Below are 19,747 nucleotides of genomic sequence, written 5' to 3'. Positions count from 1 at the left end.
TCAAGTGCTATCATTTTTTCCACCCTTGCTCATTCCGAGACGCCCGCTATGACCTCTGCCAGTTCCGCTTCGCTTGCCGACCGCACCGGCGGCCAAATCCTCATCGATCAATTGCTCGCCCAGGGCGTGGAACGCGTGTCCTGCGTGCCCGGTGAGAGCTATCTCGCCGCGCTCGACGCGCTCTACGACAGCGGCGTCGAGGTAATCTCGTGCCGCAACGAAGGCGGCGCGGCCATCATGGCAGAGGCCTACGGCAAGCTGACCGGCCGTCCGGGCATCTGCTTCGTCACGCGCGGCCCCGGCGCCACCAACGCCAGCCATGGCGTGCACATCGCAATGCAGGACTCCACGCCGATGATTCTGTTCATCGGCCAGGTCGACCGCGCCATGAAAGAGCGCGAGGCGTTTCAGGAAATCGACTATCGCGGCATGTTCGGCGCCATCTCCAAGTGGACCGTCGAGATCGACAGCGCCGCCCGCGTGCCCGAAATCGTGGCGCGCGCCTTCCGCGTGGCGATGCAGGGTCGTCCGGGCCCGGTCGTGATCGCCTTGCCCGAGGACATGCTGGTCGAGGTGGCCAAGGTGGTCGATGCGCCGCGCGTCGAGCCCGCGCTCGCCTGGCCGGCGCCCGCCGATCTGCAGGCGCTGTCGGGTCTGCTGGCCAAGGCGCGCAAGCCCATCGCCGTGTTGGGCGGTTCGGGGTGGGACGAGCAGGCCTGCGCCGCGTTTGCCCGCTTTGCCGAGCGTGCGCAGCTGCCGGTGGCGACCTCGTTCCGTCGTGCCTCGCTGATCGACGCCGACCACCCGAATTACGCCGGCGATCTGGGCATCGGCCCGGACGCCAAGCTCAAGGCCCGCATCACCGATGCCGACCTGATCCTGCTGGTGGGCGGCCGCCTGTCGGAGATGCCGTCGTCCTCGTACACGCTGCTCGACGTGCCGGTGCCGCAGCAAACCCTGGTGCATGTGCATCCGGGCGCCGAGGAACTGGGCCGGGTGTACCAGCCCGACCTGGCCATTCTTGCCTCGCCGCGCGGCTTCGCCGCCGCGCTCGAGCAGGTGCAGGTGCCGGCCTCGCCCGCGTGGGCCGGCAGCGCCGCCCAGGCCCACGAGGAATACCTGGCCTGGACCGACGTGCCGCGCAAGCTGCCCGGCGACTTCCAATATGGCGAGGTGGTGGCCTGGCTGCGTGACCGCCTGCCCGCCGATGCCGTGATCTGCAACGGCGCGGGCAACTACGCCGGCTGGCTGCACCGTCATCACCGCTTCCACCGCTACGGCACCCAGCTGGCACCCACCAGTGGCTCGATGGGCTACGGCGTGCCGGCGGCCGTGATGGCCAAGCGCCAACTGCCCGACCGCGCGGTGGTGGCCTTCGCGGGCGACGGCTGCTTCCTGATGAACGGCCAGGAGTTCGCCACGGCGGTGCAGTACAACGCGCCGATCATCGTCGTCGTGCTCGATAACGGCCAGTACGGCACCATCCGCATGCACCAGGAGCGCGACTACCCTGGCCGTGTGGTGGCGACGCAGCTGTCGAACCCGGACTTCGCCGCGATGGCGGTGGCGTTCGGCGGCCACGGCGAACGCGTCGAAACCACCGAGCAGTTCGCGCCCGCCTTCGAGCGTGCGCTGGCCAGCGGCAAGCCGGCCATCCTGCACTGCACGCTGGATCCCCGTGCCCAATCGCACGCCCGCGACTTCACGCCCAAGGGCTGAGCCGTAAGGGGGCTGGCCGCGGAGGTGCGGCCGGCAAGGTGCGGCCGGCGAGGTGCGGCCGACCAGTGCCCCCGCCGCTGCGCACCGCGGCGGCCTCCCGCCGTCGCGTCCTGTCACTCCTCCCTCGACGAATCCCGGGCGCGCCGCGTTCGCACGGCCGGCGGATCGACTAATATCCCGCCGTGCGCCGCGGCGGCCGATCCTGATCCCGCCCGGACCGCACGGTCTGCCTTGAAACCCCCGGCTTCGCGCGCTGTGCGTCGTTTTGCCCGCGGCGGGTGAGGGGCCATCGCCCACCCCCTGGCCGGGTGCAAGGCTTACGTGTCATCGTCCGGAGAATTCATGAGCGCTACCAGTGACAGCGTCGTCGACAAGGTCTACGAGCAGATCCGCCATATGGCGATCGGCTACGTATTCAAGCCCGGCGAACGCCTGAACGAGGTGGCGCTGGCCAAGCAGCTCGGCGTGTCGCGCACGCCGCTGCGCGAGGCGCTGAACCGCCTGAGCATCGAAGGGCTGCTGCGCTTCCTGCCCGGCAAGGGTTTCTATTGCCGCGATCTCGATGTGCACGAGATCTTCTATCTCTACGAGTTGCGCAAGGCCATCGAAGTGTCGGCGATCAAGCTGGCGATCGAGCGCGCCGAAGAGGCCGACATCCGTGCGCTGATCGACTTTCTCGATGCCACCGGCCCGGACGCCGGTGAACGTGACATCGCCGAGCTGGTCGATCTCGACGAGATGTTCCACGAGCGCGTGCTCGGCATGTCGAACAACGTCGAGATGCTGCGCGTACTGAAGAACGTGAACGCGCGCATCCGCTTCGTGCGCTGGATCGACATGAAACGCGCCGACCGCCCCGCCTCGCAGGACGAGCACCGCCGGCTGGCGCATGCCCTGCTCGCGCGCGACGAAGCCGCCTGTGTCGCGATTCTCGAAAAGCACATCGGCCGCCGCATGGACCAGATCGTGGTGGCGATCCGCGAGGGTTACGCGCAGATCTACATGAGCGGCATCCCCGCCTGAGCGACCGCGCCGGCGCGATGCGGGGCGCAGCAAGCCGTTGCGACTTGTGACGTCGTGGGCGGGGCGACCTGCGTACACTCGGACGCTCTCGTTACGCCGGCCGTTTCGCCATGTCGCTGCCCGACCCCGCCGTCCGATCCCCGATCCGCTCCGTGACGCACGGCGATGCGCCCGACGCGTGTCGCCGCGGCCTGCTCGCCATGATGGGCGGCCTGGCGCTGGGCCTTCCGTGGCCGGGTTCGGCGGCCACCCCCTCCAGGAGCGCTTCCCGCATGCAGGCCTACGATCTCGTCATCGAACATCGCAGCGTGCCGGCCGATGGCCCGCGCGGTCATGGCTGGTGCTTCGGGCTGCCGCCCGGCATCACGCCGGCACAGTGGCCGCTCGACCCCACCAACGGCTACCCGCTCTCGCACGGATTCACGCTGTTGCTGCCGCCCGAGTATCGGGTGCGGGGCGCGGATCTGGTGGCGCTGTCGTTCTTCGGCATCGCGCCGGATCACAATGACGGCGGACCGGCCGAGGTCGCGGAAGTCAAAGCGTTCTATGACAGCTGGCGCGACGGCATGGACGTGCCCGCCGATCCCGAGCTGCTGCCGTTCTGGCGCGCGCAACAGAGCGCGCACCCGCATCTGCACCGCATGCGGGATCTGCTCGGCTGCCCGTATGCGGTGATTTTCCATACGCAGGCCTCGTTCGAGGGCGAGTTCTGCGAGCCGCCCGCGCTCGAGCCGAACCGCTTTCGCGACCGACTGCGCGCGCCTGTGTGGATGAACGTGGGCTCGGCGGCGGCGTTCTGGGGCTATGACCACGCATTGTCGCCGCCGATCGACCAGGGTTTCTACCGCGAGATCATCGGCGAGGATCCCGGGCGCACCCCCGGCTATAACCGCGCCATCGCCTGGTCGCCGCGCCGCACGGACCCCAACGCCGGATTGGCGCCGCTGGAAGATCCGCCGGCCGGCGAGGGGCAGTATCAGCGCGAGTTCTATTGGGAGGGCGGGCAGGTCGCGCGCGAGCATTACCGCGAGCACGCCTGGGCGCGCGATCTGCAGCCCAACCATATCGGCGGCACCATGCGGCCGGCGCAGGCCATTCCCGACGGGATCAGCCCGTATTACATCGAGTTCGAAGAAACCTTCGGCGGCTACAACTTCGGCACCGGCAACGCCTGGCTCGATCTGCAGCACCTCACTTTTGACTGGAGTCAATGATGGCAGGACGCGCTATGCGCACATCACCCGCTGGCCTCGCAACCCGCGATGGCCAGGCGGCGCAGTTGGGTTTACATGCCGAACCCCGCCGGGCGCGGCTGTCGGCTTTGCGGTGCGCCGCGGCCGGGTTGCTGGCGCTGAGCGCCTGCGTGGCGCATGCCGAGCAGGCGCCCCGCACTTACCATTTCAGCGGCGCCGAATTGCTGGCCGCGATCGAGGGCAACATGCCGTCGGGCAATGCCGATGTGGGCCAGCGCCAGCGCGCGTCGGCGGCCTTCGGACAGGCCTATGTGGTCGGAGTGGCCGATCTGAGCCAGGGACGCCTGTGGTGCACACGCACCGGCGTGCTGCCGCACGAGCTGGTGGACCGCGTGCACACCTATCTCACCGATCTGCCGGCCAACGCATTACGCGGCAACGCGGCCACGCTCACGGGTCAGGCGCTGCGGCGCGCGTTCCCGTGCGCAACGCCGGCCGGCGGCCGCTGAACACGGCGGCTGCGGCGTTCAGTTGGGGCTGATGTTGGCGCGCTGCGCCAGTTCCTTCATCTGCGGCAGCTCTTTCTGAATCAACGCGGCGCTTTCCGTGGCGCCGACAAAACCCGATTCGAAGCCCAGGTTCTCCAGCGTCTCGCGCACGGCCGGGGAGTTGGCGGCCGTGCCCAGACCCTTTTCCAGGCGCGCTTTTACGTCGGCCGGCAGGCCCGCGGGCGCGGCGATCAGCAACCACGAATCCATCGCCACCGACGGGTAACCCAGCTCGGCAAAGGTCGGCACGTCGGGCATCAGGCTCGAACGCGCCGGGCTGGAGATCGCGAGCACGCGCACCTTGCCTTGCTTGCTCTGCGGCAGGGCCGCCGCAACCGTGTCGACCGCGAACGGGATCTGACCGCCGATCAGATCGGTCATCGCGGGGGCGCTGCCCTTGTAGGGGATGTGCGTCATCTGCAGCTTCGCGGCATGAATGAAGGCTTCGGCCATGAAGTGGGCCGACGAGCCCGAGCCGAACGAGCCGTACGGCGGCGGCTCGCTCTTGTGCGCATTGGCGTAGGCCACGAATTCCGGCAGGGTTTTGACCGGCACATTCGGATTTGCGAGCAGCGCCAGGCCGGTGCGGCCGATGATGCCGATGGGGTCGAAGCTCTTGACCGGGTCGTAGGGCAGGTTGGCCTGGATGGCCGGATTGACGGTAAACGTCGTGCCCGGGCCGGCCAGCAGCGTGTAGCCGTCGGGCGCGGAGCGCGCCACATAGCCCGCGCCGATCGCAGTCGCCGCGCCGGCGCGGTTCTCGACCACCACGGTCTGTCCCAGCTCCTGCCCCAACTGCTTGGCCACGACGCGGCCCAGCGCGTCGGTCGCGCCGCCGGCAGGGTAGGGGATGACGAGTGTGATCGGGCGGGAGGGGTAGTTGTCCTGGGCGCTGGCGGGAGCCGCGAAGAACGGGGCGGCCGCGAGCGACAGGCTGGCGGCGAGCAGGGCTTTCTGAATCATGGACTTCTTCTGGTGAGGCAACGTGCAAGGGCCGCCATTGTCCCGGAAAGCACGCGCCTGCCACAACGCGGGGCTAGACCGACGAGCAATAAGCTTATGGCGCGGGATCAGTGGCGGCCACGCGCCCCGGACCCAGGCGGCGGCCACCGTGCCCGCCGCCTGGGTCCGGCCACGCGCGGCGTGGAACCGAAGCGCGACTCGCGTTACTCACGCCCTTTGGGCGTGTGCATGTCGCGCGGGCCCGCCATACGCCATCGGGTGTCGTCCGTGTCCGTCTCCTCCCTGTTATCGCGTCTGCGTCTGCCGCCTCTGCCGCCGCAGAAGCGGCCCGCCGATCTCGTTTATGCCGCGCCCGACCTGCCGCCGTCCGGCGCGCTGCTCGGCCTGGGCATGCAGCACGCCGCCACCGCGCTGGCGCTGATCGCGTATGTGCTCGTGGCGGCACACATGGCGCAGTTGCCGCTGGCCGCCACCAACAGCCTGGTCACGGCCACCGTCCTCGGGATGGCGCTCGCGACCCTGCTGCAGGCCTGGGGCGGCCGCGTGGGGGCGGGCGCCTTGATCGTGCACATCCCCGATCCCGTGATCATCATGACGGCGGCCGCGATCCTGGTGCATTACGGCCCGGGCGGGCTGGTGGCCGCGGGTCTGGTCAACGGCCTGGTCGGATTCTTCGTGGCGCAGGTGTTGCCGCGCCTGCGCGCGCTGTTTCCGCCCACGGTGGCGGGCGTCGTCGTGTGCCTGACCGGGCTGTCGCTCGTGACGCCCGCGCTCGAGCACAGCACGGGCATGGGCGACGGCGGGCCGCTCGATCTGCACGCGGTGTTGATCACGACGGTGGCGCTGGCCGTGGTGGTCGGCATGTCGGTGTGGGGCACGCGCCGCATGAAGCTCTTCGCGCTGCTGAGCGGCTTGCTGGCCGGCGTCGTCGTGGCGGCGCTGTTCGGTCGCCTCTCAGGCGGCGAGCTGCTCGCGGCTGCGCCGCTCTTTGCCTTGCCGGCGCTGCCGGTACCGGTGCTCAACGTGGATCTCGGCCTGTTGCTGGCCGTGGCGCTGCTCTCGCTGATGGTGCAACTCGACACGCTCGGCACCGTGATCCTGATGAACAAGATGGACGATGCCGACTGGCGCCGCGCCGATATGCGCCGGGTGGGCCGCGGCATCCGCGCCGGCTCGATCTCGGCCATCGCAGGCGGCTTTCTCGGCGGCCTGCCGAGCTCGACGTCGTCGGCCAACATCGCGCTCTGCCACATCAGCCGCTCGACCTCGCGCTACGTCGGCATCGCCGCCGCCGCGCTGCTGGCGCTGGTGGCGTTCATGCCCAAAGGCACGCTCGCCCTGACGCTGATCCCCACGCCGGTGATCGGCGCCGTCGAGATCTACGCCGCCGCCTACCTGATCGTCTCCGGCGTCGAGTTGATCGCCTCGCGCGCCATGGACTCCCGCGCCATCTTCATGGTGGGCCTCTCGGTGGTGGCCGGCATGGGCGTGATCCTGCTTCCGGCGCTGCCGCGGCATGCCCCCGAGGTGCTGCAGTTTGTCGTGAGCAACGGCGTGATCCTGGGCGGCATCATCGCCATCCTGCTGAACATGATCTTCCGGCTCGGCACCTCGCGCCGCGCGGCCCGGGCGATCGATCCGCTGCCCGAGTCGACGGCCGACTATCCCCATCCCCCGCCCGACGCCGCCACCGCCATCGTGCAGTTCGTCGAGCACCAGGGCGGCGTGTGGGGCGCCCGCCGCGACATCGTCCACCGCGCCGCCGCCGCGGCCCTCGAAGGCGTCGAAGCCATCGGCCAGGCCGACGGCCGCCGGCTGCTCCAGGTGCGCGGCACCTTCGACGAGTTCAACCTCGACATCGAACTCCTGCACAGCGGCCCGCCGCTACCGCTCGCAGGCGTCCCGGCCGACACCGCGCACCTGCTCGACACCGACGATGCCAATTTCCACGCGGCCCTGGACGCCGCGCTGGCCGGCGTCTCTACCGCCCTCCTCAAACGCCTCACCGACCGCGTCACCACCGGCGAGCGCAATGGGCAGGCGTATCTGAGGCTGCACTTCGATCACTGAGGCTTGGCCGCCGTGACTCACCACTCGCCCGCATAGGGCGAGTGTGGGTGGCATCGAAGCGTGGTGAAATATAGCACTTAGTGCTAGACTTTATTGCGAGAGCGTTGGGTCAAATCTGGAAGAAGCGCCTCCACCAGAACATGTTTCGCAGCATCGTGATCAGACGGATCTGTATCGCCTTATCAGCGTTGAACAGCTGCTCGATCAACTCGAGATCGAGGAACTACTGGAGATTGTCAGCGATGGCGACGAAGCCACGATTTAAAAGCGATGCGTTTGCCGCGATCCATAGCGCAGCTCTCGGATTGCAGCGCTCCGGTGTCGGAAACCGCCAGACGATGCGCGAGTTCGATGAGATGTGTCTCATGGAGGCGCCTCGTTTCGATGCAGCCGCGATCGCGAGAATCCGCGAGACGGCGAATGTCAGTCAGCCCGTGTTTGCCAGGTATCTCAACACCAGCACGTCCACCGTGCAGAAGTGGGAGTCGGGCGCGAAGCAGCCGAGTGGCCCCGCGGCTCGATTGCTCCAGGTCGTTCAAAAGTACGGACTCGAAGTCCTGGCATAGGCGTTTGCCGTCGTGCCCGTCGGTAATTCGCCGCTTCGAGAGCACGCACTGGCCGGTCCAGCCGGCATTTGGCGCGGGCCGACCGGCCGCTCGCGTGCCGTCATGGCTGCTCAAGGCCTGCGCAATTTCCGGTGGCCGACTGTCCCGCCGTCGAATCCTCGCAAACTTTTTGCCAGCATCCGTGCACACGCGCGAAATTTCATGTATAGTTTCGTTCTTCGCGTTGGCCTGGTAGCTCAGTTGGTAGAGCAGCGGATTGAAAATCCGCGTGTCGGTGGTTCGATTCCGCCCCAGGCCACCAAGAATATCAAGCACTTAGCCCCGCGAAAGCGGGGCTTTTTGCTTTGGTCTGTCAGATTTCTGACGTTCTTGGCTGCGCCTGGTTGCGGACACCGGCGTTTGGACGGAACAACTTTTCGCCCGGACGCGCCTCGAACCGCTCGGTTTTTGGCTCCGTTTACCTATACCGCAACTCCTCATCTTCGGAGTTGCCATGCAACCATCCCCGCACCACCTCATCAACCGGTCACGCCTTGTTGAGGTGACCCATGGCTAAGCCCTTCAAAGAAGGTAACGGCTGGGCTTTCCGGCTACGCCTCAACGGGCAGGACGTCTACCGCAGCGGCTTCCAAACTGAAGCCGCTGCCAAAAGCACCATGAAAGACTTGGTAAAGCAGCTTTCTGCTGACGAACAGGCATACGGCCAAGGCCCCTTCAAGTCCACACTCGCTGAAGCGTTCACCCATTACGCGATTCACAAGCTCCCCTTCCTCAAGGGAGCGACACAGGACAAGAATCGCATCAACCGTTACCTACGGGCATTGAAGCTTCCCGTCATCCAGCTTGAGCGCGTCGGCGCAACTGCTGGAGAGAAGCACCATTACTGGAACGTCTCACTTTGCCGCGAGCCAGAACGCGCCATCCCGCAGAGCCTGAAGTCTCATCGCACGAAACTGGCCGGCCAGACGCAAAAAACCGACCGACTCCGACGCAGTCTTGCCGCAACCAAAATCGCGGAAATCTCGCCCTTCCATGTGCAGGAACTCATCAACGCAATGCGCGAGGAGGGAGCTAAGGCCGCCACCATCACCAATGAACGCGCCGAGTTGCGCAGGTTGTTCACGTACACCAAGAAAATTCTTCGGTGGAGCCATCCGGTTTCCAATCCGGCCGCACAGGTGGCCTTGCCGAAAGCCGATGCGCCGCGCAAGCGCATCCTGACAGCCGCAGAATGGAAGCGGATTGCCACGCATCTGCGTGAATATCCGAACCCCTACATCTTCCCCTTGGTCTGCCTCATGCTGGAGACAGCCATGCGGTCGTGCGAGCCGCTGCACTACGCCACGTGGGATGACGTGCAGTGGGAGCGCAACGTCCTTTCGTTGCGAGACGCCAAGGCCGGCAGCAGAGACGTCCCGCTTGGGCCAGGCGCCATCGAAATCTTGACCGCATTGCGCGCGATGGGGCGGCCGGAGGCGTCCGGGCGCATCATTCCCATCACCTACGAGGCCGCAAAGAAAGGGTGGCGTGTCGCTTGCGAGCAGGCCGGTGTCAAGAACGCACGCCTCCACGACCTGCGTCGCACGGCCAGCACGCGGTACGCCAATCAGTTCAACGGCGACCTAACAAAGCTCATGCCGATTACAGGGCACAAGACCGTCAAGATGGTCATGCACTACATCGGCGTCACTGCTGATGACGTGGCGCGTCTCATGCACGGCCACGCAGCAGGCGAGGAGCACTCTCCTGCGCGATACCAAAGCTCCACGGTTTCGCCGCCGCTACGGGCTCCTGTGGTGGAACAAGCAGGCTCTTCGTCTCCGGTCAATGTCACTCCGCCAGTCGCCGCAGCTGTCGTGACGCCGGCACCGGTCGGACGTGCCAGCAACGTGGTCCACCTCGACTTCTCCCGCAGAGTCGCCTGACACGGCGCCGTCAAACAGACACCCCTAAATCAGGCAGCTCGTGGCGCAGGCCATGCGCTGCCGCACCAGGTAGAACATATGGCTTCCTTACGCGACCGGATGAAGCAGCAGACAGCAGCGCTTGCCACCGCATCCGACATACCAACCCCCAGAGCCGACACGCCTCAGGCGCCCCGCACAATGCCAGGCATGATTGCCGCGCTAGTGACTGCCGAACAGCGCGTCAAAGAGCTTGAAAAAGGAGCCGGCTCGCTCGACATCACACTAGCGGACATCGACCCCAACCCGTGGCAGCCCCGGAAAGTGTTCGCTCCTGATGCCTTGTCGGAGTTAGCGGAGTCCGTTCGGGAAATAGGGCTGATAGAGCCCATCGTCGTGAGACAGGCAGGGGAGCGTTTCCAGCTCATCGCGGGCGAGCGACGCCTGCGCGTGCACCATCTACTAGAACGGGCCACTATCCGTTCTGTCATCGTCACGTGCGAAGACCAAGACATGGCCCTGCTCGCCTTGGCAGAAAACCTGAGCAGGGAAGAGCTGTCGGACTATGAAATCGCGCAAGCCTTATTGCAGACAGAGGCCCATTTCCCAAACCGCAAGCGCATGGCTGAAGCGCTGGGCATGTCACGCAGTGGTCTGTATCGCTTCTTCACCTTCCAGAAGCTGCCCGCCTTCGTCTTGGAAGACTTGGCCCTGCGGCCTGGGCTGATAAGCAGCACCACGGCTGATGAACTGGTGACCGCCATCCGGCGTCATGGAGAACTAGGGGAGCAGGCAGCCAGGGAGGTTTGGGCACTGCTTCTTGCCGGTAAGCTTGACCATCGCAAGGCCGACGCGATGTTGGACTCGATAGTGCGGCAGAGAGGCAGCAAGGCGTCGAGCGCCATACAAATCGATGCGCTCTATACCGGAGCGTTGCGGGCCGGCAGCATCCAACGGGACGCCAGGGGCTTTACCCTCAAGCTGAAGGCTGGTGCCATGACAAGTGAGCAAGAGGTCCGGTTACGGGAGTTCATCGAGCGGATGTTCGAAGCAAAGCCTGAAAAGGGCTAACCGAAGCGAGAAAGAACTGACTGGCGCCTGCGGACCGATTCGTGCCGGAGGCGTTCGCTTCAACTTTTTTGCTGAGATGCATCGATTTCGGTCGAAAACGCTATACCTGTACTCAACCACAGTAGAGGTTCATAGCACGTCTGAACAGTCCACCCCCAGCATTACCGACGATGCATCCGTGTCGAAGCTTGTGAACAAAAAGGAGCTTTGCGGGCTGCTGGCCGTGTCGGACCGGACCATTGAAAACATGGTGAAGGCGGGAGCTTTCCCGCCTCCGGTACGCATTGGCAAGTACACGTATTGGTCTGAACTGGCGATTCGCCGTTGGCAAGAGCTAAAGTTTGCAGGGCAGGAAAATTGGATGCCAGTGATAGGCCCGAATATCCCGGTGATTCGATACAGCTAATGCAGTGCAAGAGACCTTCGAGTCGACTCAGCCCCGGAACTTCGCCGGGGTTTTTTTTTGCCGGCCACTCTACGAAGTCGCACCGTCGTCCAGGCGTTCGTCCAAAGCTTTCCTCAGTTGCAAGTTATCTCGTTCAAGCGCTGAGGCAGACGTCAGTAGCCGGATGATGGAATTCCAGTACAACGCGCCGATGTCACCGTCTTCTAGGGCGAGCTGATGCATCTTCTTCACGGCAACAGAAATATCGACCGGTTCCATAACCACCTTTTAGAGAGTTTCAAGCTTGGTTCGAATTGCGTCCTGAACACCGGCTGCGCTGATGCCTTGTGTCCCATCTGTTCGTACCAAGTAGTCTTCATATCCGGCTGGCCAGTTATCGCTGTCGTCGTCGACAGCGAACCAGGACAGCGGCTGGCGTCGCTGTACATCCTCGACTATCTGCACACCTCGAGCCTTGGCCAAGAACGACTCTTTCCCCATATAACGTCGATGGAAAGTCGCTCCAATCACGCGTGCTTGGAGTGGCACACTCAACTGATGTTTGGCGAACTCGAAGCTGCGTACTCGCACCCAGCTTGTCGACAATACGATTGCGACGTCGGGATAGGGCTGTAGGAGGCGGTCAAGTATTGGCATCCATTCGAAGAGCTTTCGGCCAGGTGTCTTGATGTAGATGCCTCGCTTGGCACTGCAGAAAACATCGTCGGAATGAACGACTCCGTCGAAGTCAAGATAGAGCACCTTATCCGAATTTTTTACGGTTCCCATAGCGAGTATTTTGTCGTCGCACTGAGTGCAATGCAACGGTTTCATCCAGGCTTGAATTTACGCAACTGAGAGAGATGAAAGTTGCCTTTTTTCGTATACCAACATGGTCTGTGCGACTCCGTTCTTCCGTTCAAATTCTGTTGTTCCCAAAGCCTGAGAGCCAACTGACGTTCCACTCGACTGTCCAAGTTGGACACGGTCGTCAACTTGGAGCGAACAACCGCATAACCGAACCTACTCGCCGTTGCGAGATTTTCGAGCGCACACGCTATACGAGGAGCGAAGCATTGAATGCTCGTTTTTCTTCCGCTAGCGTTACCTGCATTTGCGCCTCCTACCAACCTCTTAGGTGGAGCATGAGGAAATTGAAAAACCTTAAGGAATCAGGCGGTTATTCGATTCGCAGGTATTTCACACCGTCGTCTTTACTTGCGTCGCAGACCACGGAAGCGGCAGGGAAACGGGCGAAAAGGCGGCACATGCCCACCCCACTCACCTATCAACAGCTCCTGGAAGACCAGGAACGCAAAGTTCAACTCGATGGATTGAACGCTCGGACAGCAGCCAACCGCGCTATAGCCTTGCGCAACTTTCTCCGGGCGAATTCCCTTCACGCAGATGACGTAGTTGGCAACGAGATGCGCATTCAGTACCCGGATGCGATGGAACGGTTCCTAGGCGCTCTACTAGCCGAGGGAAAAAGCCCTCGGTCCATCACCAACACTAAGGCCGCCATGCGACCGTGGAAGGAAGCCGTCGTGGAGAGCGACACACTGCTCGCCTTGGCTGCCGAAAAACCCACGCCGTTCATCGAAAGCATGACGAGCCTTATCGGAGACCGGGCGATTAATCACGTAGCGCATCAAGCGGCATACCCCGCGACATGCTGTTCGGCTGGCTGCGAGGCAAGATTCCCAGGCCCAACAACATCACCTACGTACGACGCCTCGAAGGGTTCTTTGGCGTCGAGAGCAACCTCCTGGTTCAGCTCTCCGGGATGAAGGTCAAAGGACTACGGCAGGAATCGGTCGGTGGTACGCCCGCGCCGATTGAATACCGCAACCAACTTGGCGGCCTGACGCGGTCTATCTACTCTGTAAAGCCGCACGCCGACTCGCCACTGCGGCCGCAATGGACAGAGTTCCTGCGCTACAAGACCATGGCCGTACCTCTTTACAAACGCACCAAGCGCGGGAAATGGCGCGTGTCGCCTTGCCCGCTGACGGCCTTGACGCCGACGAACTGGTGGGCGTTCTTGGATGGCAGAGAAGTTGCCTCTGCCCGGAGGGGCTGGCAGTTCACCGGTACATTCCTCGGCTGGCTGAAGATGTCGACCGAACTTGGAGGCAAGGGTCACCTCGAGTCGGAAGTGCAGACCATGGCCTGGTTAGCTGTGCCGGACCATGTGGAGGACTATCTGAACTGGCGGGCAGCCAGGGCACGAAAGCGCAACCAAGGCTTTGTGCAGTTCCTTGCCTTCGTAGCGACTTTGGTGCGACCCAGAACGGGGTACCTACTGCAAAGGCCCGAGATGCAGGCCACGTTGCCATCCAGGTTGCAGCAGGAGCCATGGGAAAGCATATGCGCCCGGCAGTTCGAGCTCACGGAGCAGTTGACGGGCGCTTATCACAATGAAATTGAGGTCTCGCGGGATTCTTTCGAGCCCATCAAACACATCTTGGACTATGCGTCCCCCATGGATGCGATGGCCGACATGATTCAACGTCTTCGCGCCGATAGGCCCGTTGGGCAATGCCCGACGTGAAGCTGTCTGGTCTCGCAATCTCGTGCTACTGAAAGTCTTATTGTCCAACCCTCTGAGGAAGCGCAACCTGGCCCACATGACCTGGCGCGCGGACAACACCGGCCACCTTTACCAGCGTGGTGACGGCTCATGGTGGATAAAGATTCCCAAGAATGAATTCAAGAATAGCTATGGGGCTGCCGCAGACGTTATCTACGATAGCCCAGTGCATTTCACCGCATGGCGAGACATCGAGCGGTACCTCCACAAGCATCGACCAGCGCTAATGGTCGCTCCAACAAACCTTGTATTTCTGACGATGAAGGAGAAGAGGGCTGACGCTGTGCATCGACCTTGGGTCGAGCTAGGACAGACCGTGGCCGAACTGACCGCGAAGTATCTGGTGCGCTGCAAGGGCATCGGCCCCCACGCGTTCCGTCATCTCGTCGCCTCATCGATTCTTAAGGCTGACGGTGGTGATTTCAAGACTGCGGCCTTAGTCCTGAATGACCGCATTCAAACAGTCGAGCGCCACTATGCCAGCCTTCGTAGTGGCGACGGCGCAGCTCGGATGGCAGAACTGTTGGACAGTTCATTCAGGCGGATGTGAGCAGAGGGTGTCCCGCAGCGGGACACCCTCCGCGCGGGCCAACATGCTTACTCTAGCCCTGTCTGCCGGAACACGTGATGCCGGTGAAAAGCCAAATATTCCGTGTGGCCCAAAGCTAATTTTCCTACGCCCCATTCAGTAGAAAGACCGAGCTGCTGCCTGGATTTCATGGGGAGAGCTTCGGATACGAGCAGCCTTCCTTCATCCGAAAATGAAATCCATCCACCATCGAACAATGCATCAAGGTGCGGACTGAGTAGGAATCCATTGAACACATCCAATCGCTCGTTGTCGCTCCCGCAGACAGCCCAGGGCTTTATGTGCGAGGCTCTTAGCAAGTCAGTTATAGCAAGTCCCGTCACACAACATCGGCCCTGCCAGTAGTCCAGCAAGGCGGCTCGAAACAAGTTCTGGCCCACGCGCTGGACGACAATGCGCTCGGCCTCGGTGGCCATGGGCATATTGTCAGTTTCGCGGCGAAATGCATCGGCTACGCGGTTAGGCCGCGTTCGGGCATGCGCGGCCGCACTACGCAGCACGTCGTAGAGCGCCCCGAAGCCATTCACCGCAATGACGCAAGCACCGTCCGTCGTTCCAAGCAGGTCGGCACTGGACGCGCTGACCGATAGAGTCGACGAAGCGGTCGTCTGCACGAACACAGACTCTGGGAATCGCGCTGACCGCAGTTCGAGGCCGCCGTCACGCTCAAGCGGTGTTATCTCGAAGCCGCAGTCAGTGGCGGCCTTTTCGATGCGTAGTCGGACAAGCGGAGTCATGCCCGCGTCCAAACTAGCCTCTCACACTCCACCAGCGCGTAATTGGCAATCTGATTGATGTCGTTCACCCTCTCCATGCTCTGTTTCTTCAAGAACTGCTTGGGGAACAGGTGATGCCGCTCCTGCGCCGTCTTCTGGCCTTGGGCTGTGGGTCTAAGAGGTCCACCACGGGACTCTCCGGGAATACAAGAAGTAGCCGACCGGTTACCCCGATACATCGAGTCGAACAGGTCACGGACTTTGGCGTTGGCCCAGACGAAGGGGCGCTGGATGTTGGGAAGGCCGATATTGCCGATGAGGTCATCAAGGCTGTAGTGCATTTCTTTGAACACGGTTTTAGTCATAAAGGTATGAACTCTTTTGCTGCGCTTCGCAGGCATTAATCACAGCGGGCGTCCGCCGTATCCCGCCGGAGGTGCCTTCAGAACCTTTGGGTTCTTTGCTGCTGATGTGGTCTTGAAGAGCGACGGGTCAACTTCAAAAACACTCACAGCGACCTGCTGACTTCCATGCACGTGCGCGATAAGACGCTCGTGCTTCGGCAGAGGCACTTGAGCTGTTGAACCACCAAACTCGCCTGAGTTGGCGAGAACCACCGGCTGGTACATGTGGAAGTGCAACGCTGCCACCATGTTGTCGAAGGTTTGAACATCCTGATTCAGTGCGGCGACCAAGAACACGTCTGACTTGTCGCGAAGGTCCGCTACGAGGTCCAAGTCTGTGGCGTCGTAGCAAATGGCTGCAGCCACACGTGTCCGCGATTTGGCGCCAATTGGCAGCTCGACCAAAGTCACATGTGGCCGGTGCCCCTTCACCCCCATCTTCACCTCAAGCTTCATCGGATGATGCTTGCCCTGCCAAACGTACTGGAACGCCCGCCCATGGTCTGGAGATTCGGTTCGAATGAGCCATAGGCCTTGGTTGACGACGCCACCCGCCTTATGCGAATGAAGGAACGTCAAGCCAGTAAAGATGTTGGCTCCTGCCTTGTCTGAAAGCCGTCGCAGAAGGAACACGTGCTCGGGATGGACGGACAGCTCGGGGAAGAGGATTATGTCGACCAACGGGGCATTGGTCTTGTCGGATGCCGTTGCAGGGCTCGCCGACGCCCAGGTCTTGAGCTGCTGGTAAGTCAGGCGGCACACCTCTGCCAAGTGGCGTCGGTGCTCAGCCAGAGTCCCCGGCGTCCAGTGCGTAGGGTCCTTGTCGTTGAATTCACTTCTCTGGGGTCGCATTGGCTGCACGATGGCGACGCGCAGAGGTCGGTCTTGCAAGGGCTCATGGTCATCGACTGGTACCACGTACATTGGCGTCTTGCTTCGACGACCGTACAAGCTGCGCTGCACCAGGATGCGCTCTTGAACAAGAGCGAGTAGCTCGGCAGCGGTTCTGACATTGCCGGCGGCCGAAGCAGCACTTGTCCGGAACTCAACTCCAGGCCATTGAAGGAGCGTCGACAAGAGGCTGGAAAGCCACGGCGACAACGGCGCAGGCTCATCCAGGATACCTCGGCCCGAGTTCAAGAGGCCAAAGCGACGTTTGAACCAAGTGCTGCGCAAACCACTGTAACGACCTACCTCCTCAGTCACAAGGTAGCGACGGCTCGTGAAGTCAAACTCCCCCGTCAGGGCCGAGCGCAGGATGCGGCCCAGCCCGTAGAGCCAGGCCTTCTCGGGCGCAACCCAAGGTGGGCTGGCATACAACGGGTCTGCCACATCACCTGCCTCAATCGACTCCACTCGCAGGAAGCCTGGCTGCTCAGGCAACTCCGGAAGCCGTGACCAGTCCTCGCAACGAAGCAGGATGTCAGAGGCGCTGCGACCGGCTGCCAATTGTTCTTCGGCTCCGGGATGACGCAGCAACGCGTCCGCGAGCATGAGAAGAGCGTTCTCCTGGTCGAAGAGATTGTTCGACTCACTGATGACTTGCAGAAGCGATTGAGCGCGTTTCAGCTTGGTCGAGTGCCTCCGCGAACTGCTCGACCGCTTGTTGACTTGGACCAGCGCAGCCGGAACGAACTGCCGCCAGTTTGATGCGCGGCGCCCATTCAGTGCCGCCATGAGCAAGTCTGGGCGACTCAACGCCATGGTGCGCACAACTGTCTCCCGGACAGCTTGGTCGTCGGTGCGCCTGAGTCCATCCGACAACCACACACCGAAACGCCGGGCATTGGGCTGCAGTTGCTGCGCCACGATGGCCAAAGGTATGGAGCTTCTAAGCTCAGCCCCCTGAGCCGGTTCGAACAGTGCCACGCGCTGCAACGCTGCGTACATCTGTACCTCGGGGGCAGGTTCGACCGTTGCAGCGAGGGACGCATCGCCGATGGAAGCCAGATACAGACGGGCCTGCTGGCGAAGGTACCAGGGCGACGCGGTTCGTTCGGTCAGGACGCGCCGCGCGATTCCCCCAAGCTCCTCGCGGTAGCCCTGGATGTCCACGCCTTCCGGATACTCGTTGGGGTCACGGAAGCCGGTCTCCACGGCACCAGCCCGCAACAGGTCAGCCAGGACGTACTCTGCCACGCGCACCTGCCTGAGCTTTGCCGCGTCAAGGTCAGCCGCTAGGTCGAACAGCTTGATATCGAGCGCCTCAGTCACCGGACCCAGCAGGCGGGGATGAGGAAACAGGTCCAGTCCGCAGCGCAGCAGCAAGACCAGTGCGGGGTTTTCGGCCCAGCACTTGATGAGCTTGCGTGCTGTGGACTCGAACTCATGCGACAGGACCACGCCCTGTGTCACTTGGTCGCCGACTGTTTCGGATGAGCCCGCCGTGCTTTCAAGGTCCGTCATCGCCAGCCGGTGCCGCATCAGCTGGGCAATGCGCGTCGCGACGAACCGCTTCACGGTATCGTCTCGCACGTCAGTGTTAGGTACGGCAACCGTCGCCAGTGCCAGTCGAGAGGGTTTAGGGTCGTCGACGCTGTCAATCTGCTCGGAAGTCCACAGAAGCCCGTCCAGGCCGCCTGCAGCCTGCGCCAACGATTCCAAGTCGAAGGTCCCGCTCAACTCTGCGTTGAGCATCTCCATCAGTGCCGATACGTGGCTTTGCGCCGAAATCGCCCGGTATGAAGTAGCAACGCACTTTTCCAACGACAGCTCAAGTGCGGTCCGAGCGCCCATGCGGTCGCAGTGTGCTTTCAGTGCCGAAGTCACATGTCGCTTGACATACTCCAGCACCGCAGCTTGACCAAGTCCGCTAGGCCCGCTCCCAGTCTCAACGACGACGCGCATATCGTCGACATAGCGGCAGTAGTCCAGCAGCTTGACGTCGTCGCCAATCGTGGCTCCCTCAGCTGCAGACTTCTGCATGTCGCGGTCGAATCGAACGAGATAGGCGTTCGCGAGAAATCCCGATGCGACTAGCCCTTGGGGCAGTCCCAGTTCAAGCGTTTGATGCTCTGCTCCACGAATCAGTCCCGCCTCCTGTTGGTCTTCAGCGCGCCATTGCCACGAGAAGATTCGGGCTGCTCGCTCCCAGAATGCCGCGTCCGCCACCGCAGAGTCAGGGAGGCCGTGCACCGTCCTGTGCTCAAGCTCCAGGCCCTTCAGTTCCTCGAGCAAAGCATCGCGGTCGACATGGTCAAAGAACGACTTGATATCCAACGAAACCACAAACAGCTCCCGCCGCGCCGGCAACTGAGATGTGAGTTCCGCACACACTCGACGAGGTCGGGCAAGGAAGGTTCGGTAGTCCTGGAAGTACTGGCGATAGGTCCGACTATTGCCCCACGAAAACTGGGCTCGAGGCCTAGCACCGGCATTGGTGACCCATGTGCAATGCAGGCGGTTGCCGTAGCTCACCACTCCGGCCGCCCGCATCGCCGCGACATCGGTGCCCGTCGTATCGCCTTGTGCGGATTCCACGGTCTCCGCCAGACACATCATTACCGTCGTCGCCAGGCTCTGGTCACGAATCGACAGGTGAGCAAGCGGCCGCAGCCTCAATCGGTGTTGCGCGGGTCCTGGCTGCCCATCCGATGAGTCTGACGGGCCTTGCTCTCTGGGCGTCCAGTCCTCGAACTTCGGCTCGGCGCCAAGGTCGTTCAAGTCAAGGTCCAACAATTGGTCGAGAGATGTGATGGTTGGGGCTGGGCGAAACCACCAACGCGCGTTCTTGGGCGCGGGAACCAACAGCAAATCCTTCGGCCGAAACTCGGCTTGGCCGACCTCGTCTGCCCAGCGAAGCAGATGGTGCTCCAGGTCGATGGTCGAGGCGTCCAGTTCAAGGACGTCGGCATACCAGTTGTGCCGACGGATGTAGGTGTGCGACTTCTTCCATGCCTGGGCTAGCACGACGACATCGCATAGCTTCTCGCCCTTCGGCGGGAGGTCTTGATACTCTTCTTTGACCACAGACACTCAGCTCTCCCTTCGTTCTTGTTGCGCT

The 19,747-nt window shown here is 62.8% G+C and carries 16 protein-coding genes and 1 tRNA gene; 12 read left to right on the top strand and 5 right to left on the bottom strand.

The features are described 5' to 3' along the window. Window positions 1-48: 48 nt before the first annotated feature. From CEK29_RS21220 to CEK29_RS21205, 4 genes are all read left to right on the top strand, one after another. Complete coding sequence (locus CEK29_RS21220) at window positions 49-1,719, top strand: thiamine pyrophosphate-binding protein (protein WP_094859267.1); 1,671 nt, start codon at window positions 49-51, stop codon at window positions 1,717-1,719. Window positions 1,720-2,061: 342 nt separating this feature from the next. Continuing rightward, window positions 2,062-2,742: a GntR family transcriptional regulator gene (locus CEK29_RS21215; protein ID WP_094804496.1), complete on the top strand. Its 681-nt coding sequence runs from the start codon at window positions 2,062-2,064 to the stop codon at window positions 2,740-2,742. A 110-nt stretch (window positions 2,743-2,852) separates the two neighbouring features. Beyond that, entirely contained in the window at window positions 2,853-3,956 is a 1,104-nt protein-coding gene (locus tag CEK29_RS21210; protein ID WP_217903898.1) for a hypothetical protein, read from the top strand. Window positions 3,957-3,970: 14 nt separating this feature from the next. Next, entirely contained in the window at window positions 3,971-4,444 is a 474-nt protein-coding gene (locus CEK29_RS21205; RefSeq protein ID WP_141218375.1) for a Rap1a/Tai family immunity protein, read from the top strand. An 18-nt stretch (window positions 4,445-4,462) separates the two neighbouring features. On the opposite strand, the gene CEK29_RS21200 is transcribed toward CEK29_RS21205, so the two are convergent. After that, window positions 4,463-5,446: a Bug family tripartite tricarboxylate transporter substrate binding protein gene (locus CEK29_RS21200; RefSeq protein WP_094804488.1), complete on the bottom strand. Its 984-nt coding sequence runs from the start codon at window positions 5,444-5,446 to the stop codon at window positions 4,463-4,465. Between the two features lie 267 nt (window positions 5,447-5,713). On the opposite strand from CEK29_RS21200, the gene CEK29_RS21195 reads away from it, so the two are divergent. The 6 genes from CEK29_RS21195 (at window position 5,714) to CEK29_RS21170 (ending at window position 11,463) form a co-directional block, all read left to right on the top strand. Then, window positions 5,714-7,516 carry a solute carrier family 23 protein gene (locus tag CEK29_RS21195; protein WP_170948584.1) on the top strand — a complete coding sequence of 601 codons (1,803 nt, stop codon included), beginning with the start codon at window positions 5,714-5,716 and terminating at the stop codon, window positions 7,514-7,516. Window positions 7,517-7,758: 242 nt separating this feature from the next. Next, the gene (locus CEK29_RS21190) at window positions 7,759-8,082 is read left to right on the top strand and encodes a helix-turn-helix domain-containing protein (protein WP_094859265.1); all 324 of its coding nucleotides are present in this window, start codon (window positions 7,759-7,761) and stop codon (window positions 8,080-8,082) included. A gap of 225 nt (window positions 8,083-8,307) precedes the next feature. Further along, window positions 8,308-8,383, top strand: a tRNA-Phe gene (locus CEK29_RS21185). A gap of 247 nt (window positions 8,384-8,630) precedes the next feature. Next, window positions 8,631-10,007 (top strand): tyrosine-type recombinase/integrase, encoded by a 1,377-nt coding sequence (locus CEK29_RS21180; RefSeq protein WP_094859264.1) that lies wholly within the window; start codon window positions 8,631-8,633, stop codon window positions 10,005-10,007. 78 nt (window positions 10,008-10,085) lie between these two features. Continuing rightward, window positions 10,086-11,057 (top strand): ParB/RepB/Spo0J family partition protein, encoded by a 972-nt coding sequence (locus tag CEK29_RS21175; protein ID WP_094859263.1) that lies wholly within the window; start codon window positions 10,086-10,088, stop codon window positions 11,055-11,057. A gap of 178 nt (window positions 11,058-11,235) precedes the next feature. Then, window positions 11,236-11,463, top strand: coding sequence for a helix-turn-helix transcriptional regulator (locus CEK29_RS21170; RefSeq protein ID WP_094859457.1), 228 nt, complete (start codon window positions 11,236-11,238; stop codon window positions 11,461-11,463). A gap of 267 nt (window positions 11,464-11,730) precedes the next feature. Here the strand turns inward: CEK29_RS21170 and CEK29_RS21160 are convergent, their stop codons facing one another. Beyond that, a complete protein-coding gene (locus CEK29_RS21160; protein ID WP_255176227.1) occupies window positions 11,731-12,276 on the bottom strand; it encodes an HAD domain-containing protein in 546 nt (181 codons plus the stop codon). 838 nt (window positions 12,277-13,114) lie between these two features. Between CEK29_RS21160 and CEK29_RS21155 the strand changes: the two genes are divergently transcribed. Both CEK29_RS21155 and CEK29_RS21150 read left to right on the top strand, forming a co-directional pair. After that, window positions 13,115-13,996: a hypothetical protein gene (locus CEK29_RS21155; protein ID WP_094859261.1), complete on the top strand. Its 882-nt coding sequence runs from the start codon at window positions 13,115-13,117 to the stop codon at window positions 13,994-13,996. Window positions 13,997-14,036: 40 nt separating this feature from the next. After that, on the top strand, window positions 14,037-14,585 hold the full coding sequence (locus CEK29_RS21150) for a hypothetical protein (protein ID WP_255176226.1): 549 nt from the start codon (window positions 14,037-14,039) through the stop codon (window positions 14,583-14,585). Between the two features lie 47 nt (window positions 14,586-14,632). Here CEK29_RS21150 and CEK29_RS21145 read toward each other — a convergent pair whose 3' ends face one another. Genes CEK29_RS21145 through CEK29_RS21140 form a run of 3 tightly spaced genes read right to left on the bottom strand, consistent with a single transcriptional unit; the run spans window position 14,633 to window position 19,719 of the window. Further along, the gene (locus CEK29_RS21145) at window positions 14,633-15,361 is read right to left on the bottom strand and encodes an HNH endonuclease (RefSeq protein ID WP_094859260.1); all 729 of its coding nucleotides are present in this window, start codon (window positions 15,359-15,361) and stop codon (window positions 14,633-14,635) included. Further along, window positions 15,358-15,705, bottom strand: coding sequence for a hypothetical protein (locus CEK29_RS23980; RefSeq protein WP_176456951.1), 348 nt, complete (start codon window positions 15,703-15,705; stop codon window positions 15,358-15,360). The genes CEK29_RS21145 and CEK29_RS23980 overlap by 4 nt, the downstream gene beginning before the upstream one ends. Window positions 15,706-15,744: 39 nt before the next feature. Then, window positions 15,745-19,719, bottom strand: coding sequence for a reverse transcriptase domain-containing protein (locus CEK29_RS21140; protein ID WP_094859259.1), 3,975 nt, complete (start codon window positions 19,717-19,719; stop codon window positions 15,745-15,747). Between the last annotated feature and the right edge of the window lie 28 nt (window positions 19,720-19,747).

It is taken from the genome of Bordetella genomosp. 5 (genome assembly GCF_002261475.1).
GTDB lineage: Bacteria > Pseudomonadota > Gammaproteobacteria > Burkholderiales > Burkholderiaceae_B > Bordetella.
The sequence above is the reverse complement of the archived record's forward strand: the minus strand, read 5'-3'. Positions and strand labels throughout refer to the sequence as shown.

Coding starts and splice junctions, on each gene's coding strand:
- CEK29_RS21200 (WP_094804488.1), bottom strand. CDS start 5,446: ATGATTCAGAAAGCCCTGCTCGCCGCCAGCCTGTCGCTCGCGGCCGCC.
- CEK29_RS23980 (WP_176456951.1), bottom strand. CDS start 15,705: ATGACTAAAACCGTGTTCAAAGAAATGCACTACAGCCTTGATGACCTC.
- CEK29_RS21180 (WP_094859264.1), top strand. CDS start 8,631: ATGGCTAAGCCCTTCAAAGAAGGTAACGGCTGGGCTTTCCGGCTACGC.
- CEK29_RS21210 (WP_217903898.1), top strand. CDS start 2,853: ATGTCGCTGCCCGACCCCGCCGTCCGATCCCCGATCCGCTCCGTGACG.
- CEK29_RS21205 (WP_141218375.1), top strand. CDS start 3,971: ATGCGCACATCACCCGCTGGCCTCGCAACCCGCGATGGCCAGGCGGCG.
- CEK29_RS21145 (WP_094859260.1), bottom strand. CDS start 15,361: ATGACTCCGCTTGTCCGACTACGCATCGAAAAGGCCGCCACTGACTGC.
- CEK29_RS21155 (WP_094859261.1), top strand. CDS start 13,115: ATGCTGTTCGGCTGGCTGCGAGGCAAGATTCCCAGGCCCAACAACATC.
- CEK29_RS21220 (WP_094859267.1), top strand. CDS start 49: ATGACCTCTGCCAGTTCCGCTTCGCTTGCCGACCGCACCGGCGGCCAA.
- CEK29_RS21160 (WP_255176227.1), bottom strand. CDS start 12,276: ATGAAACCGTTGCATTGCACTCAGTGCGACGACAAAATACTCGCTATG.
- CEK29_RS21175 (WP_094859263.1), top strand. CDS start 10,086: ATGGCTTCCTTACGCGACCGGATGAAGCAGCAGACAGCAGCGCTTGCC.
- CEK29_RS21190 (WP_094859265.1), top strand. CDS start 7,759: ATGGCGACGAAGCCACGATTTAAAAGCGATGCGTTTGCCGCGATCCAT.
- CEK29_RS21215 (WP_094804496.1), top strand. CDS start 2,062: ATGAGCGCTACCAGTGACAGCGTCGTCGACAAGGTCTACGAGCAGATC.